This is a genomic window from Candidatus Planktophila versatilis (assembly GCF_002288345.1).
Lineage (GTDB): Bacteria > Actinomycetota > Actinomycetes > Nanopelagicales > Nanopelagicaceae > Planktophila > Planktophila versatilis_A.
Window position 1 is genome coordinate 1,104,516 of the sequence record NZ_CP016781.1, and the last position, 16,459, is coordinate 1,120,974.

The window sequence follows — 16,459 nt, forward strand, 5'->3', positions numbered from 1 at the left end:
AATTACTCCGCTCTCAGATCTAGGCCAATATCTAAAACAGGTGCGCTATGAGTTAGTGCACCAATTGCCAAGTAGTCAACGCCAGTTTCGGCATATGCACGTGCGTTCGTCAGTGAGATTCCACCAGATGCTTCGAGTTTAAATGCACCGGCTACTACTGCAACCGCCTTTGCGCATAGCTCTGGACTCATGTTATCGAGCAGCACACAATCAGGTTTCAGCGAAATTACTTCCGCTAATTGATCCAGCGTGTCGACTTCAATTTCGATTTCAGCTGTCGGATTCTGTTCGCGTACCCGGTTAAAAGCTGCTGTGACTCCGCCAGCTGCGGCAATGTGATTATCTTTAATGAGTGCGCCCGCACTTAAATTCATCCGATGATTGGTTCCGCCGCCCATACGAACTGCGTACTTTTCCAAGACTCGCATTCCTGGCGTTGTCTTTCGTGTATCTCTGATTGCACAATTAGTTCCTGCAATTTCATCTACCCAGGTGCGGGTCAGAGTAGCAATTCCACTCAGATGTCCGAGAAAATTAAGCGCAGTACGTTCTGCCAGCAAGATTGCTCGCGTATCACCGCGCACGCTCATGAGAACAGTTCCCTTAGCGACCTTTGCGCCATCGGAGACAAATACCGCGATATCGCTCAGGCCCACTTCTTCAAGTACCGCGCGCGCCATATCCATGCCAGCAATAACACCCGCACTACGGGAAACGAAATCTGCCACAATTTTTTCACTTCCAGAAACTGTGGCAACTGAAGTGATGTCTTGCCCGCCAGCTAGATCTTCAGCAAGTGCACGTTTAATGAGTTCGCGATCAATCATTGATTGCCTACCTCCTGATAACCCGTTGTCCAGTATCCAGTTTGATCAAGTTGTTGCACAATACGCTTTCGCCATTGATCACTTGTTTCTGGAAAATCTTCACGCCAGTGCGAACCGCGTGTCTCTTGGCGAATCAGCGCTGCTTTAAGAATAGCTTGCGCTAATTGGAAGAGGTTGGTTGTCTCCCATGCCTCTACACATGGCTGGTCGCTAGTTCTATCTTCAATACGTGTGAGATCTGAACTTGTGCGCACTAATGAATCCGAGGAGCGCAATACCCCCGCTCCCCGGCTCATACTCACCTGAATATCGTGACGTACTGATGGGTCAAGAAGTATGGCTCGTGAGACATTTTCTACCGGCTCAGTAAATTCAGGAAGGTTCGCTGCAATATCTGATGCGATACGCGCACTGAAAACAAGGCCCTCGAGTAAGGAATTGGAAGCCAATCGATTGGCTCCATGCACTCCAGAACATGCTGTTTCACCACACGCATAGAGACCATTGACACTCGTCCTACCATTGAGATCCACGCGCACGCCACCGGAGGCATAGTGAGAAGCCGGTGCCACCGGAATTAACTCTGTGAGTGGATTTATTCCATGTGCAATACAGGATGCATAAATGGTGGGAAATCTCTTTTCAAATCCTTCCAGGTGGCGCACATCAAGCCACACATGCTGTGCATGATTCTTATTCATTACTCGCATAATTGAAATTGCCACAACATCGCGTGGAGCTAACTCGGCAAGTGGATGAATCTCTTTCATAAATCTTATTCCTTGATCATCAAGGAGATAGGCGCCTTCTCCTCGCACTGCTTCACTGATGAGTGGTTGTTGGCCTTCAGAATTATTTCCAAGCCATAAAACAGTGGGGTGGAATTGAATGAATTCCACATCGGCAACTTTGGCACCGGCGCGAAGTGCTAGGGCAACGCCATCTCCAGTTGAAACAGAAGGGTTGGTAGTTTGAGCAAAGACTTGTCCGAGTCCACCGGTTGCCAAGACAACAGCCTTAGCAATTGCGCGACCAACTCCATCGCGACTACCGGCTCCGATCACGTGCAAAGTCACGCCGCAGATATCTCCAATATCGTTTTTAAGCGCGTCTAAAACAAGTGCGTTCTCAACAACTTCGATTTCAGGATCGTTGTGAACAGCTGCAAGCAGGGCGCGTGAAACTTCAGCTCCCGTTGCATCGCCCCCTGCATGGATAATTCGATTACGTAAATGTCCACCTTCTCGAGTAAGTGCGATCTCACCACTTGCCTCTTTATCAAAAATAGCGCCACGTTCAATAAGTTTTCGTACCGCTTCTGGTCCTTCAGTGACTAATACTCGAACAGCATCAACATCACATAGTCCAGCACCAGCAACTAAAGTGTCTTTTTCGTGCGCTTCAGGTGAATCACCATCACCAAGGGCAGCAGCAATTCCACCTTGTGCCCATTTTGTCGAACCTTCATCAACGCTTGCTTTTGTAACAAGCAGAACAGATAAACCAAATGTTCGACATTGCAACGCCGTAGTTAGGCCAGCGATTCCAGAGCCAACGACTATGACATCGGCTTGCGCAGTCCAGCCAGGTGCGGGGGCTAGTAATCTCATGAGCGCTGCACCATCTGCCTATTGTCAATCAAACGGACCCCATTTATCCACCCGGCAACAATTGCACGAGTGTGTGCTGTATCTCCATCTGCTGGGAGAAAGCTTTCTTCATCGATGAAATCGGCGTAATCAACGGTAAGAAGTGGCTGCGATGACAGCGCTGTCCGCAATTCGCTCTCAGTCTCAGATGCAAATAGGGCTTGTGAGATCACTGCCGCGGCTGCTCTGCCTTCGGGGGTTAATCGGATATTTCGGGATGACATCGCCAAGCCATCAGCTTCACGAATAATGGGTGCTCTAATGATTTTTACATCACCCGCAATCTCCTCAACAAGCTTTAGTTGTTGAAAATCTTTCTCGCCAAATATTGCGGTGCTTGGTTTGAGTAAATCAAAAAATCTACGAACCACGGTGACCACACCATCGAAGTGTCCCGGTCTTGATTTTCCTTCATAGAGATGTGAAATTGGACCAGCGGTCAGAACAGGGTGATCCTTCGGATAAATCTCTGCGTGCGGCGGTAACCACACATGTGTCACACCGTGCATTGCCGCTAATTCAATATCAGCATCTGGAGTTCTTGGATATTTTGCTAAATCTTCCGTATTCTCAAATTGCAGCGGGTTCACAAAAATACTGACCACCACGTTCTCGCTGTGCTCTTTCGCAATCGACATTAGGGAGGCGTGCCCTGCATGAAGTGCGCCCATCGTGGGAACAAATGCGCAGACTGAAGGAAGTTGGCCAACATCTGTTACTACTTTCATGGCTCCAGTCCTTTCAGGTACCGGGCAGGCAGTTGTACTAAGTCTAAAGCGTTATGGCAATTGCTCCAAAAGGTGAGAAATCCTCCCATGGGTAAGCAAAATTGCATCGGGCTCAATCTCATTCCAGGGTTGTAATACAAAACGTCTTTCATGCGCCCGTGGATGTGGAAGTTCTAACTCTTCGGCGCTGCTGAGCAGGCTGCCATATTGAATGAGATCTAGGTCAATAGTTCTGGGGCCCCATCGCTCCTGGCGCTCTCGACCAAGAGTTTTTTCAATGCCATGTAAGAGTGAGAGCAAATCTGTTGCAGGTAATTCACTTTCTAGAATACATACTGCATTGATGTAGTCGGGTTGCTCTGGACCCCCCACAGGTTTAGTGGTGTGCAAGGAAGAGACGGCAATAACTTCAGTTGCAGCTCGCAACATCGTCAGTGCTAACTCAATCTGTTCGCGGGGATTACCAATATTGGCACCGAGTGCAACGACTGCTTTCATCGCGAGATCGTTACTGCGATATCTGCAACCTCTGCCGAAATAGGCGCTTTAGGCTTATGCACGGTTACGCTCACGCGTTCAATCTGCTGATGAGATGCCTTAATTCGATCTGCAATTCTTCCAGCAAGTTTTTCAATCAATTGCACTCGAGCGCCAGTAATTTCTTCCACTACAAGATCAGCGAGAGCACCGTAATCGATGGTGTCTTTTAAATCATCGGATGTGCTCGCCTTTGATAGATCTAACGCAATCTCGAGATCGATATAGAAATCTTGTCCATTTTTTGCTTCATGGTCAAAGACTCCGTGATAGCCAAATCCGTGAATGCCCTTAATCGAAATTACATCACTCATGCGCTGATCGCATCCTTATTCACCTTCACACCGTGAACTCTAACTGCCCAAATACCTTTACCAACAAGTGATTGCGTAACTGCAACGGTTGCTGCTTCGCGTGAGTCTGGAGTGTCACCGCCAAGGAACCTCTTACGAGAATGCCCAATGAGAACTGGATATCCCAGGGCAATGAATTCATCGATGCGATTTAATATCTCCCAGTTATGTTCGGCATCTTTTGCAAAACCAATACCTGGATCGAGAATAATGTTCTCACGCTTAATGCCAGCAGCGAGTGCCTTATCTAGTTGCAGCGTTACTTCCTCGATTACCTCACTGACCACATCACCATAGATAGCCTTTGAATTCATATCTGCTGAATGACCTCGCCAATGCATCAGCGTGTATTTGCAATCTAATTCGGCAACTGTTGCAAACATATCTGGATCTGCTGCCCCGCCACTGACATCATTAACAATGCTCGCACCTGCCTGCACAGCCAATCGCGCAGTCTCTGCTCGCATGGTGTCAACGCTCAGTGTGACGCCATTGCCAGCAAGGCCTTCAATGACGGGAATCACGCGCGCTTGTTCTTCCTGAGCCGATATTCGTTCGGCACCTGGCCGTGTTGATTCTCCGCCGATATCGATGATGTCGACACCTTCTTCGATCATCTCTAAGCCACGGGTGATTGCAATGTGTGTCTCAAAATTTACTCCACCATCGGCAAAGGAATCTGGTGTGACATTTAGAATTCCCATCACAAGCATTGTGATTTATCGATTCGTAATAAGACTAATTGCTTCAGCGCGAGTTGTTGGATCGCGTAGAACTCCACGCACAGCTGATGTCGTTGTTCGTGCCTGAGACTTACGCACCCCACGCATTGACATACATAGGTGCTCGCAATCAATAATGACAATTACGCCCATTGGCTTAAGAATCTCAACGAGTGCGTCAGCAATCTGAGTTGTGAGTCGCTCTTGCACTTGTGGTCTATGTGCAAAGAGATCTACTAATCGTGCAACTTTAGAGAGCCCAGTAATTTTCCCACTGGGGATATATCCAACGTGGGCAACACCATGAAATGGAGTGAGGTGGTGCTCGCAATGAGAAAACACCTCGATATCGCGAATGATGACTAACTCTTCATGTCCAATATCAAAAGTTGTTGTTAATACATCTTCTGGCTTCTGCCAGAGTCCCTCAAAGTTTTCGGCAAATGCGCGAGCAACGCGAGCTGGTGTGTCTTTTAAGCCTTCACGATCGGGATCTTCACCAAGGGCCAATAAGAGTTCGCGGACAGCCTTTTCCGCGCGCTCATGATCGTATGGATGCGATGCGCCTCCATCATGTGGCCCCATTGATACTGAAGAAATATCACTCACTCGGATGTTGCCTTCTTCACGCGCCGTGCTTTCTTCGATGCATCAGGTGTTGCGGTGATGATGCGCTCTGGAATATCAACCGGTGGAGTAGCTGAAGGTGTGCGTGTTTCTGATCCTGTCCATGCCGGACGGTTAGGCCATGACCTCACCTTGGCAAATATCTGCGCAATCTCTTCTTTATTGAGCGTTTCAATCTCAAGAAGTTTAATTACCATTTCATCAAGAATGGTTCTATTAGCTTCAAGAATGTCATAAGCCTCTTGGTGGGCAGTTTCAATTAATTTACGGATTTCAGCATCGACTACTGCAGCAACGTTCTCTGAATAATCTCGTTGATGTCCATAGTCACGGCCCATAAATGGTTCTGATGCATCGGTTCCTAATTTAATTGCACCAATTGCCTCAGTCATTCCATATTGGGTCACCATTGCGCGAGCAAGCGCGGTTGCCTTTTCAATGTCATTTGAGGCACCAGTGGATGGGTCATGGAAGATAAGTTCTTCGGCGGCGCGACCACCCAGTGAATACGCCAACTGATCAAGAAGTTGGTTACGTGTAGTGGAGTATCTATCTTCATCAGGTAGCACCATTGTGTAACCAAGTGCGCGCCCGCGCGGCATGATAGTTATTTTATGAACTGGATCAGTATGCGGAAGAGCATGCGCAACAAGTGCGTGACCTGCTTCGTGATATGCAGTAACGCGACGTTCTTCTTCAGACATCAACCGTGACTTGCGCTGCGGTCCGGCCATGACGCGATCAATGGCCTCATCTATCTGCGTATTACCAATTGTCTTTTGGCCTTCACGCGCAGATAGCAACGCTGCTTCATTAAGGACATTTGCTAGATCGGCTCCAGTGAATCCTGGTGTTCTGCGGGCATATGCAACGAGTTCAACTTCCTTTGAAATTGGCTTGTTCTTTGCATGCACTTTCAGAATATCTCCTCGGCCCTTGAGATCGGGGCGCTCGACTGGAATCTGACGATCAAAACGCCCCGGACGAAGAAGTGCTGGGTCAAGAACATCTGGACGGTTTGTGGCAGCAATGAGAATTACTTGGCCATTAGCTTCAAAGCCATCCATCTCAACGAGAAGTTGATTGAGAGTTTGTTCGCGTTCATCATGGCCGCCACCCATACCAGCACCACGTTGACGCCCTACTGCATCGATTTCATCTACGAAAACAATTGCGGGTGCATTCGCCTTGGCTTGGTTAAACAAATCACGAACTCGTGCGGCGCCAACTCCGACAAACATTTCTACAAAGTCAGAGCCAGAAATTGAATAGAAAGGAACTTTTGCTTCACCGGCAACGGCGCGAGCAAGAAGAGTCTTTCCTGTTCCTGGCGGGCCGTAGAGAAGTACTCCCTTAGGAATCTTGGCACCGAGTAGCGCGTACTTAGCTGGGTCTGCCAGGAAATCTTTTATTTCTTCTAGTTCAGCGATTGCTTCATCAGCACCTGCAACATCATCAAATGTATTCTGCGGTACATCGTTATCTTGCAGCTTTGCCCGTGATTTACCAAAGGAAAATACTCGATTTCCACCTTGTGCTTGACTCATCAACAGGAAGAAGAGCAGACCGATAATAAGTATTGGGCCAAAACTAAAGAGAATAGTCGTTAGTACTGATGTCTTTGGAACATCTACCGTCCAGCCTTTTATTGGCGGATTAGCTGTGAGTTCATCGATAAGTGTGGGTTCTTGGCGCGCAATGTAAGAAGCTTCAACTTTAGTTGCACCTTTAATTGTCTTTCCGTTACTTAATATCAGGCGAATCTTCTGACTCTTATCAATCAGTACAGCCGACTCAACTTCAGATTGTGAAATGGCAGCAATTGCTTGTGAAGTTTTAATCTCGGTATATGTATTTGAGGCGCTAGAGATCTGCCCAAAAATGGTTACTCCAATAATTGCGACGATAATCCAAAAGAGTGGTCCTCGGAAAAGTTTCTGTGCACGTGTTTGGGGCGTCGCTTTCACATTCTTTTTCGCAGCGCTTTTCTCCTTGGACTTTTTGAATTTATCAAATGGAGACTTAGTTTGGGGTGCTTGGGAAGACATGGAGCTCCTTATGAGTACATGTGCTTGGCAAGCACACCGATAAATGAAAGGTTTCGATACTTCTCATCGAAGTCGAGTCCATATCCAACAACGAATTCTGTCGGAATATCAAAGCCGACGTATTTAACGTTAACGTCGACTTTGGCAGCTTCGGGCTTACGGAGAATTGCTAGAATTTCAACAGATGCCGCGCCGCGAGACAGTAAGTTTGATTTAAGCCATGAGAGCGTCAGACCTGAATCAACAATGTCTTCCACAATCAGCACATGGCGACCAGTGATATCCCGATCTAAATCTTTAAGGATTCGAACTACGCCACTTGATTTTGTACCGGAGCCGTAGGACGAAACAGCCATCCAGTCCATTTCAATATGTGTTTTCATTGCACGAGTGAGGTCTGCCATCGCCATGATCGCACCTTTAAGAACTCCGACAAGAAGAACTTGCTTATCTTTGTAATCGGCATCAACGAGCGCTGCAAGTTCTTTAATCTTTGCAGCCAGTTCTGCTTCCGTTGCAATTACTTTTTCAACATCTGTGCCGACTGCTGCGAGATCCACCGGGTGTGCTCCTTATGTGTTCGAATCGAACTTACTGGTTTGAGAGCGAAAGTCTGCCCGAAATTCTCTCAACCTTCACACCACCCGGCAGGCTCACCAGCCCCTGACCGTGCCAAGAAGTGACCAGCGCCTCAACTGCCCCGATATGGTCCGCTGAAATCGAGCCTGAAGGTGCACCCGCTGCATAGATTGCGCTGCGCAGGATGCGAGTTCTGATCGCTCGAGGCAAATGCTCAAGGGCTGAGCAATCCAAATCTTTGAGGTTATGCCGGGAAATTTCAGCGCTGGCAATTGCATCGAGGGCATCGGCATCATCACGAAGTAAAGAAGCGCTGCGAGCCAGAGCTGCTGCGATGCCAGGGCCAATCTGTTCTTCCATTACCGGCAGAACTTCACGGCGAACTCTCACTCTAGAAAACTCATGGTTTTCGTTATGAGGATCATTCCAAAATTCGATACCTGCTTCCGTGCAGGCTTCTTCGGTCTGCATGCGAGTAAGTGAGAGAAGTGGCCTCAGATAAATTCCATTTTCAATTGCCATCCCGGAAAGTGAACGAGTTCCTGAACCACGAGCCAATCCGAGTAGAACGCTTTCGGCTTGATCATCTCGGGTGTGACCCAGTAAAACCCTGACCGCACTTTTTTCTACTGCAATTCTTTGTAGCGCTTCGTATCGAGCACTTCGCGCACCAGCTTCTAATCCAGATTCAAGTGAAACTTTTACTTTGGCAACCACCACATCTTGAAAGCCCATTGCTCTCAATTGTTTTTCCACTTTCGCTGCCTGGTCGGCTGATTTCTCTTGCAATTGATGATCGATAGTGACTGCAACGGCCTTGATTGCTAGCGGGGCGCACTCAACAAGTGTTGCTTGGGCCAGAGCGAGTGAATCTGCTCCCCCAGAAACTGCCACGAGAACACAGTCGCCAGCTTCGCATCTTTCGAGTTGCTCTCTTACCGCGTTACGAATTACAACTAATGCCTGCGCCATGGGTCTAGGTTAGACCCGACCACCAAATGGCATAAGTCCCTTTACGCTATAAATATTTGAATAGAGCAGGCCTTTGCCCTTGGAATTCGCTTCCCACATCATGCCGCCACCTGCATAAATTGTGATGTGGTGAATTGTTGAGATGGTTCCTTTATATGAGTAAAAGAGAAGATCGCCCGGTACCAACTCATTGAGAGACACATGTTTTGTATAACCTGAATAGAGCGCTGAGTTAAGGCGATCCCAGTTAGGCCATCCAAGGCCAGCAGATTTGTAAGCTGCATAAACCAACCCGGAACAGTCAAATGAGTTAGGACCCTCTGAACCCCAAATATATGGTTTGCGTGCAAGCACTTGCTTCTTTGCAAATGCAACTGCGGCAGCGCGTTGCGCTTCAGTGGTGCGAATAGTGGATCTTCCTTTAAATCCTATATCTGGCCAAACTTTTGCTTGGTTGATGGTATTCGCTGCAGTTCCAGCCTGGCTCTCTTCCAAGAGAGCGAGCTGTCGCTGTTGTTCAAGTGTGATGCGAACATTTCGTGCAGTAGCAAGTTCTTTAATCAACTTATCTTGCACTGCGCGAAGTTTATCTACCTCTTTTTGTTGCAGTGCTTGTGCATCATCGGCAACTTTCTTAGCTGCGGCAACTTTTGCAGTTGCTACCTCTTGCGCTACTTTCGCCTCTTCCGCTTTTTTCTTGGCCGCGCGAGCAACAATCTCTGCTTCTTTATATCTATCTAACGCAGTGCTGTTTTGTGCACCTAGGGTATTTAGTGTTGAAAGTTGATCAATCAGATCTTGTGGGCCGTTTGCACTGAGCAGTGGTTCAATATCACTCATCGCACCACCAAGCATGTAAGCATCAACTGCTAACTTGCCAATCACGCGATGTGCTTCTTGCACTGCTGCTGCAGTCTCAGCTGCATACTTGGCGGCAGCAACTGCTTGCGCGGTAGCGATATTCAGCTCATTCTGCGCCTTGAGATAGAGAGCTCGCGCAACACTTGCCTTTGCCGTCAATTCTTTGAGAGTTGTATTTGCCGCCGCTAATTTCTTTGCTGCTGCATCGGCGATCGCCTTCTTCGCCGCTTCTGCTTTCTTGGCGGCTTCAATTTCGGCCAAAGTCGGTTTGGGTTTTGCCACAGCAGGCGTAGATGCCAAAGTCAGCCCGGCAATAATTGCAAGGCTAAGTAGGCGATTTCTGCGGCGCATTGAAGAAGAATAAATCAGAGACAGTTATTAGTTGGGGCTATTGGCCCTGTGTCGTTAGTTAGCCACATCTCTTCGAGAGAAAAGTGTTGCAGCAACTATCGATCCAACAAATACATAGAGAGTTCCCAGAATTAAAGCATGCAAATATGAAACATCTGAGCTACCACCTTGGGCGATTACTGATAGTTGATTTCCAGGCATCCAATCCAGCGTCACTGGCTTTACAGCGCCGATGAGGTTTTCAATAATAAGAAGCCACAAAACCCCGATAGAGATCGCAGAAATTGGCGAGCGAAAGAGCAGTCCTAACACCATTCCTACGATGCCAAAGTAAATTACTGAAATGCTGACGTTGAGCATCGTTTGACCAATTGCATGGAAGCCCGATGCTGTGAACCATAAATCTGTCGCAACTTTGGCGCGCCCAGATAACGCAACGGAAATCCCAATACTCACGATTGCCGAGATAATTACTAATACAAGTGCAAAGAGTTTCATGGCAATTAATTTGCCAGCCAAAATCCGAAGCCGCCCAGGTTGGCGCACGAGCAGATTTCTTAAAGTTCCGTAGGTGTACTCCTGCGCGGTCTGTGCGGCAAAAACACAGAGTGCAATAACTCCGAGTAACCCACCCACTGAGGCAAATCCAAAAACAGAGCCCCCAGCTAATTCCAGAACTTCTCGACTCACCTGGCGACCACGATCTGAGTTTCCTCTTTCAGAATCAATCATGAGGTAGAGAAAGGTGCTGGTTAAGGCGGTGAAGAAAAGAGCAGCACCTAAAGTGCCAAGGAAGAGAGTTGGTCTGCGCAGCTTGCGCCATTCGGCCATAATTACGCGAATCATGAACGATCTCCAGTCATTTCAAAGAATGTCTCTTCTAGGTTAGGAAGTTGTGGGGCAAGTTGGGTAAGAACAATGCCTGCTTCAAATGCTTTTTTATTAAGAGTTCCAGCCCACTCTTCTGGACCTTCAATATGTGCAACTTCAGAGCGGATTGAGGCCTTATGTCCATGTTGCTCGGCAATCTCAATAATCTTCTGTAAGTCCGAAGGATTTTGCGTCTTTACCAAAATCAGTGGCTGTTGCGCCTGCATAAGTTCTAGAAGTTGGCCTGCAAATACAACTTCACCTTTTCGTAACATGACAATGTATTCACTAATGAGTTCTAGCTCTGAAAGCAAATGTGATGAGACGAAAACCGTGGTGCCCTGTGAAGCTAGCTTTTTTAGTAAGTCACGAACTTCTTGGATGCCTTCTGGATCTAATCCATTGGTTGGTTCATCTAGTATCAAAATCTTTGGATTCGGCAGCAGGGCTGCTGCAATACCCAGTCGCTGCTTCATGCCGAGTGAATATGTTTTATATTTCGATTGGCCTCGTCCCTCGAGTCCTACTATGCGAATAAGTTCTTCCACGCGTTCGATAGGAAAGCCACCAAGGGTTGCCAGGACTTTAAGGTTCTCCGCACCTGACAGCGCCGGATAAAAGGCGGGGCCTTCAATCATCGCGCCCACTTGTGAGAGGTATTTATCTGGGTGGCTAATGGATTGCCCAAGAATTTCCGCAGTTCCACCCGTAGGTGAGATCAAGCCGAGCAGCATACGAATAGTTGTTGTCTTACCCGCTCCATTGGGACCAACGAACCCACAGATGGTGCCTAAGGGAACTTCAAAATTTGCGTGCGAGACTGCAAAGCCAGAATCGTATTTCTTGCTGAGATCTTTGACAGATATCGCGATAGTCGTCATATGTGCAATTTACCATCCAAACCTTAGAATGCTCTTATGAGTAAAGAGGTCTGGGGTTATCACGAACACCCAAAACGTCGCGAGCCCGAGTGGGTAGTTCATCCTCAAACTTCAGCAGTTCGCGAAGGACTCGCTCGTTCTGGTTTCGGTGAGACATCTGAGGCGCTCTATCTCAACAGCGGATTTACCTACACCGATTCACAAGAAGCAGTCGATGCTTTTACCGACCAAACCGATCATTTTCTCTATAGCCGGTTTCATAATCCAACTGTTGCCATGTTTGAAAAGCGCTTGGCAGCCATTGAAGGAGCAGAACACTGCGTAGCAACCGCATCTGGAATGGCTGCAATGTTTGCATCCTTGGCTTGCATTCTTGAAGCTGGTGACCACATTGTTGCCTCAGCTGCGATGTTTAGCTCATGCCATGTTGTTATTACCGAAATCTTGCCTAAGTGGGGCGTGACTTACGAGTTAGTGAAAGCAAATGATAAAGCTGGTTGGGAGAAAGCTCTGGCTAAGAAAGTCAAGGCAGTATTTATTGAAACACCAAGTAATCCGCTTCTTGAAATTGTTGATATCAGGTTTGTCTCCGATTTAGCCCACAAAGTTGGCGCAACGGTGATTGTTGATAACGTGATGGCATCGCCGGTGTTGCAAAAACCGCTCGAGCTGGGCGCAGATGTAGTGATGTATTCAGCAACAAAACACATTGATGGTCAAGGTCGCGTCCTTGCCGGTGCAATTCTTGGATCGTTCTCGTATATCTATGAAAAATTGATTCCTTTTGTTCGACATACGGGACCAACGCTGAGTGCATTTAACGCGTGGGTTCTTGTTAAATCTCTTGAAACTATGGAACTTCGAGTTTCTCGTATGTCAGAAAGTGCGCAGGCTATTGCGGAATTTCTTGAAGGGCATCCGAAGATTAAGAGTGTTCGCTATCCCGGCTTGCCTTCGCATCCGGATTTTGAATTAGCTAAGAAGCAAATGAGCGCTGGTGGAACGACTATAGGTATTGAATTCGCCGGCTCACAACGGGAAGCCTTTACCTTGATGGATGCGCTATGCGTCATTGATATTTCAAATAATCTTGGGGATAGCAAATCACTCATTACTCATCCTGCTTCTACAACCCAGCGACGCCTGAGCCCTGAAGATCAGCTCAAGATGGGTATTACTCCTTCGGTGCTCAGACTTTCCGTCGGTTTAGAACACGTTGATGATCTGATTAAGGATCTGAATCAAGCACTGAGTAACTGAGCCACAACCAGTAATACTGAGAATAAACTCAAGTATGTAATCGACCAATGGAAAATCCCAGCAGCAACCTTGTTGTAGTTATCTGAATTCTCTTTGAGTGCAAAAAGTTGGAATGTAAATACTGCTCCAAGAAATACTGTGGCACAAAGAACCCATACCGGCAATCCTGCTAATTGAATCATGGCTGCAGAAGACACGACCATGGCAATTGTGTGAAACCACATCTGGTTAATGACGTTAGATTGTGTTGAAACCGAAGGCAACATTGGAATTCCAGCCGCCGAATAATCATCTTTATATTTAATTGCAAGAGCCCAGAAATGTGGTGGCGTCCAAAAGAAAACAACGAAAAAGAACGCAACCGGAACGAGAGTCAGTGATCCTGTGACAGCAGCCCAACCAATTAGAACTGGCATGCAGCCTGCTGCACCACCCCAAACAATATTCTGTGAAGTGTTGGGCTTAAGAATGATTGTGTAAATGACCACATAGTAGAAAATTGCTAGCGCTGCGAGAAGAGTTGCCAGCTCGGTGGTAAAGATTTCAAAAATGAGGAGAGATAGAACTGTCAATATGGAGGCGAAGATGATTGCTTGGGTTCGAGTGACGGATCCTGTTACCAAAGGACGCTGTGAAGTTCGAGCCATTAACCTATCGGTTTCAGCTTCAAGCACCATGTTAAAGGCGTTAGATGCACCTGCAGCTAACGTGCCACCAATCAGCGTTGCCGCAACTAAGCCAAAACTCGGTAACCCTTTCTCTGCGAGAACCATCGCTGGCAGAGTTGTAATAATCAAGAGTTCAACCACGCGTAATTTCATCAGGTCTACATATGCGCGCACCGACTTCATATGGATAGCCTACCTTTTTGCACTAGTACTCTTGCCGGCATGCGTAAGACCAAAGTCACAGTTGCCCTTTGCATTGCCGCTTTAACTCCCCTGGTTTTTGCCAGCCCAGTGCAAGCAAGTGAGCCAGCTGAATCCAAGATGCAGTTGGTTAAGACTTTCACTGGATCCTTGAGCCCGAAGTCGGTAGCTGCATCACAGAGCGGTTTGGTCAGTGCGCATAACATGATGTATCAACATAGCGTCACCATCTTTGATTCCCGTTCTCTTGAATTGATTACGACAGTCAAAGATTCAGTTTCACTTTCATCGCTGGGGATTCCAGGATTTTCGGGCACTTATCGAGGTGCTCCAGTAGAGGGGGCATTCTCGCCAGATTCACAGTATCTCTACTTCACTAACTATGCGATGTATGGAAAAGGATTGAATAAGGAGGGTCACGATGTCTGCTCACCCTCATCTGGATTTGATAACAGTTTTGTTTCTCGAATCAATCTCGTGAACTATGAGATCGATGCTGTGTATCCAGTGGGTTCAGTTCCCAAAGTGGTAAGTGTTACACCTGATAACAAATATGTTCTGGTCAGCAACTGGTGTTCATATACAGTTTCGGTAATCTCGGTTGAAAAACAAAAAGTAATCAAGACCATGAAAATTGGTCGATATCCTCGAGGTATAGCAATCTCATCAGATAGTAGATATGCCTATGTCGCTGAGATGGGCGGGAATAGTATTCATCGAATTGATCTAACTGACTTTACTAAGTCATTGATTCCAATCGGATCTAACCCGCGTGCCATTCAATTATCGCCAGATGACAAAACTCTCTACGCCACCCTTAATATCTCAGGGAAAGTTATAGCTTGGAATTTAGAGCAGAACAAGGTCATCAAGAGTGTAAAGACTGGACTTTCTGCACGCAGCCTGGCACTTAATGGTGATGGAACGGCGCTCTTCGTAGTTAATTTCAGAAGCGGAACCATGACGAAGTTGCGGGCTGCCGATCTTTCGATTATCCAAAACGTTAAGGTCTGCAAGGAACCAATAGGCGTTACCTACGACAACGAGACCGATAGAACGTGGGTCGCTTGTTACGAAGGTTCTATAAAAGTATTTCAGAACTAGTAATTTCGGTTTCTGGTTCTAGTTCTGACGCGGGTACCGGTTCTGGTTCAGGTTCTGGCTGAATGCGAGGCATGAAGGGCGCCGCAATCTTTCCCAGAATCCGATCAACTAGATCTCGTATTCGGCTAGCGACAGAATAAGTCTTTACATGTCTATCGGAAATGATGACAAATGCATATTCGCGGTCTCCAGATTCAACATACCCCGCTAAATTAGTTGTATTGCTCAGCGTTCCAGTCTTTGCTTTAACTAGACCGACTGCATCTGGGGCAGTTTCAGTAAATCGGTTTCGTAGGGTGCCAGAAATACCACTTATCGGAAAACCGTTGATTAGTGGCTCGAATCGTTCATCTGTTTTAATTTTCACTAGTAATTGACCGACCAGATTGGCGGTGACGCGATTTTCTTTAGATAACCCGCTGGCATCTTTGATAATCATCTTTGAAGATTCGATTCCAAGTTCTGCCAATGCATTTGAGAAAGTATCTGCAACGCCAGCTTGATCAAAGGTGTTGCCTGCAGCTACCGAGGCGAGTCGGGCGATCCGCTCTGAGAGCGTGTTATCACTCCATGCAATTGCATAAGCAAGCATTTCCTCAAGTACGGGAGACTCTGAGCCAAGAATTCGTGTGCCTGAAAAATCAAGAGCAGTCTGGTTGCTCACTCTCTTCATTTTTACATTTAAGCCCTTGGTTCGAAAAAACTTCTTAATATGTTCAGTTTCGGGAGTAAAAAGACTTGAATAGAAAAGGGTGAAGTTCGAATTTAAATCTGGGTTTAGGTCCTTAAGCGCTTTGAGTGAGTTGAATTCAATCCGCGGTAAAGATGTTCGGCCCATCTTTTCGGCAAGCTTTGCACTAGAACTAATCCATGGGTCGTAACTCCCTTGAATCACCAAACTATTTGGTTCTGTACCAACCCAGAGCGAAGTGGGAAAGACCTGATCCATGGGCAGATGCATAACCGCTGCTACACCCATGAAAATCTTCTGAATTGATGCTGGCTTTCGTAACGAATACGCCCCTTTTTGATAAACCACAGATCCGTCATGCTGATCAATCACAACCACCGAAGGGTTTGCCAGGTACTTATTTTCAATATATCTACTAAATACAGATGCCACAGAATTTGGCTCCAGCGCTGTTGCAGAAGCAGGGCTAAGAAAGGTAAGCAGGAGCAGGGCGCTGCAGAATAGGCTAACTTTACGCTTCATTACTAAAT

At 47.0% G+C, this 16,459-nt stretch carries 17 protein-coding genes; 2 read left to right on the plus strand and 15 right to left on the minus strand.

From position 1 onward, the window contains the following. Positions 1-2: 2 nt before the first annotated feature. The 13 genes from nadC to A1sIIB142_RS05770 are packed head-to-tail and all read right to left on the minus strand — an operon-like array spanning position 3 to position 12,005. Entirely contained in the window at positions 3-827 is an 825-nt protein-coding gene (gene nadC, locus A1sIIB142_RS05710; protein WP_095693982.1) for a carboxylating nicotinate-nucleotide diphosphorylase, read from the minus strand. After that, positions 824-2,437 carry an L-aspartate oxidase gene (locus A1sIIB142_RS05715; protein ID WP_095693983.1) on the minus strand — a complete coding sequence of 538 codons (1,614 nt, stop codon included), beginning with the start codon at positions 2,435-2,437 and terminating at the stop codon, positions 824-826. Before A1sIIB142_RS05715 ends, nadC begins: the two co-directional genes overlap by 4 nt. Next, the gene (locus A1sIIB142_RS05720; RefSeq protein WP_095693984.1) at positions 2,434-3,204 is read right to left on the minus strand and encodes a 4-phosphopantoate--beta-alanine ligase; all 771 of its coding nucleotides are present in this window, start codon (positions 3,202-3,204) and stop codon (positions 2,434-2,436) included. The genes A1sIIB142_RS05715 and A1sIIB142_RS05720 overlap by 4 nt, the downstream gene beginning before the upstream one ends. Before the next feature lie 51 nt (positions 3,205-3,255). Then, a complete protein-coding gene (gene folK / locus A1sIIB142_RS05725; RefSeq protein ID WP_095693985.1) occupies positions 3,256-3,702 on the minus strand; it encodes a 2-amino-4-hydroxy-6-hydroxymethyldihydropteridine diphosphokinase in 447 nt (148 codons plus the stop codon). Next, complete coding sequence (folB, locus tag A1sIIB142_RS05730; RefSeq protein WP_095693986.1) at positions 3,699-4,055, minus strand: dihydroneopterin aldolase; 357 nt, start codon at positions 4,053-4,055, stop codon at positions 3,699-3,701. Before folB ends, folK begins: the two co-directional genes overlap by 4 nt. Next, positions 4,052-4,807: a dihydropteroate synthase gene (gene folP, locus A1sIIB142_RS05735; protein WP_095693987.1), complete on the minus strand. Its 756-nt coding sequence runs from the start codon at positions 4,805-4,807 to the stop codon at positions 4,052-4,054. The genes folB and folP overlap by 4 nt, the downstream gene beginning before the upstream one ends. A 6-nt stretch (positions 4,808-4,813) precedes the next feature. Beyond that, positions 4,814-5,425: a GTP cyclohydrolase I FolE gene (gene folE, locus A1sIIB142_RS05740; RefSeq protein ID WP_241389350.1), complete on the minus strand. Its 612-nt coding sequence runs from the start codon at positions 5,423-5,425 to the stop codon at positions 4,814-4,816. Beyond that, complete coding sequence (gene ftsH / locus A1sIIB142_RS05745; RefSeq protein WP_095693988.1) at positions 5,422-7,491, minus strand: ATP-dependent zinc metalloprotease FtsH; 2,070 nt, start codon at positions 7,489-7,491, stop codon at positions 5,422-5,424. The genes folE and ftsH overlap by 4 nt, the downstream gene beginning before the upstream one ends. Before the next feature lie 8 nt (positions 7,492-7,499). Next, a complete protein-coding gene (hpt, locus tag A1sIIB142_RS05750; protein ID WP_095693989.1) occupies positions 7,500-8,051 on the minus strand; it encodes a hypoxanthine phosphoribosyltransferase in 552 nt (183 codons plus the stop codon). 31 nt (positions 8,052-8,082) lie between these two features. After that, the gene (gene tilS / locus A1sIIB142_RS05755) at positions 8,083-9,042 is read right to left on the minus strand and encodes a tRNA lysidine(34) synthetase TilS (RefSeq protein ID WP_095693990.1); all 960 of its coding nucleotides are present in this window, start codon (positions 9,040-9,042) and stop codon (positions 8,083-8,085) included. A gap of 9 nt (positions 9,043-9,051) precedes the next feature. Next, entirely contained in the window at positions 9,052-10,254 is a 1,203-nt protein-coding gene (locus A1sIIB142_RS05760; RefSeq protein WP_095693991.1) for a C40 family peptidase, read from the minus strand. A 54-nt stretch (positions 10,255-10,308) separates the two neighbouring features. After that, positions 10,309-11,100: an ABC transporter permease gene (locus tag A1sIIB142_RS05765; RefSeq protein ID WP_095693992.1), complete on the minus strand. Its 792-nt coding sequence runs from the start codon at positions 11,098-11,100 to the stop codon at positions 10,309-10,311. After that, a complete protein-coding gene (locus A1sIIB142_RS05770) occupies positions 11,097-12,005 on the minus strand; it encodes an ABC transporter ATP-binding protein (RefSeq protein ID WP_095693993.1) in 909 nt (302 codons plus the stop codon). The genes A1sIIB142_RS05765 and A1sIIB142_RS05770 overlap by 4 nt, the downstream gene beginning before the upstream one ends. 36 nt (positions 12,006-12,041) lie before the next feature. Between A1sIIB142_RS05770 and metZ the strand changes: the two genes are divergently transcribed. Then, a complete protein-coding gene (metZ, locus tag A1sIIB142_RS05775) occupies positions 12,042-13,265 on the plus strand; it encodes an O-succinylhomoserine sulfhydrylase (RefSeq protein WP_095693994.1) in 1,224 nt (407 codons plus the stop codon). Here the strand turns inward: metZ and A1sIIB142_RS05780 are convergent. Then, a complete protein-coding gene (locus A1sIIB142_RS05780; protein ID WP_095693995.1) occupies positions 13,247-14,116 on the minus strand; it encodes a heme o synthase in 870 nt (289 codons plus the stop codon). The genes metZ and A1sIIB142_RS05780 overlap by 19 nt on opposite strands. Positions 14,117-14,155: 39 nt before the next feature. On the opposite strand from A1sIIB142_RS05780, the gene A1sIIB142_RS05785 reads away from it, so the two are divergent. Continuing rightward, a complete protein-coding gene (locus A1sIIB142_RS05785; protein ID WP_095693996.1) occupies positions 14,156-15,238 on the plus strand; it encodes a YncE family protein in 1,083 nt (360 codons plus the stop codon). Here the strand turns inward: A1sIIB142_RS05785 and A1sIIB142_RS05790 are convergent. Further along, entirely contained in the window at positions 15,216-16,451 is a 1,236-nt protein-coding gene (locus tag A1sIIB142_RS05790) for a D-alanyl-D-alanine carboxypeptidase (protein ID WP_095693997.1), read from the minus strand. The genes A1sIIB142_RS05785 and A1sIIB142_RS05790 overlap by 23 nt on opposite strands. Between the last annotated feature and the right edge of the window lie 8 nt (positions 16,452-16,459).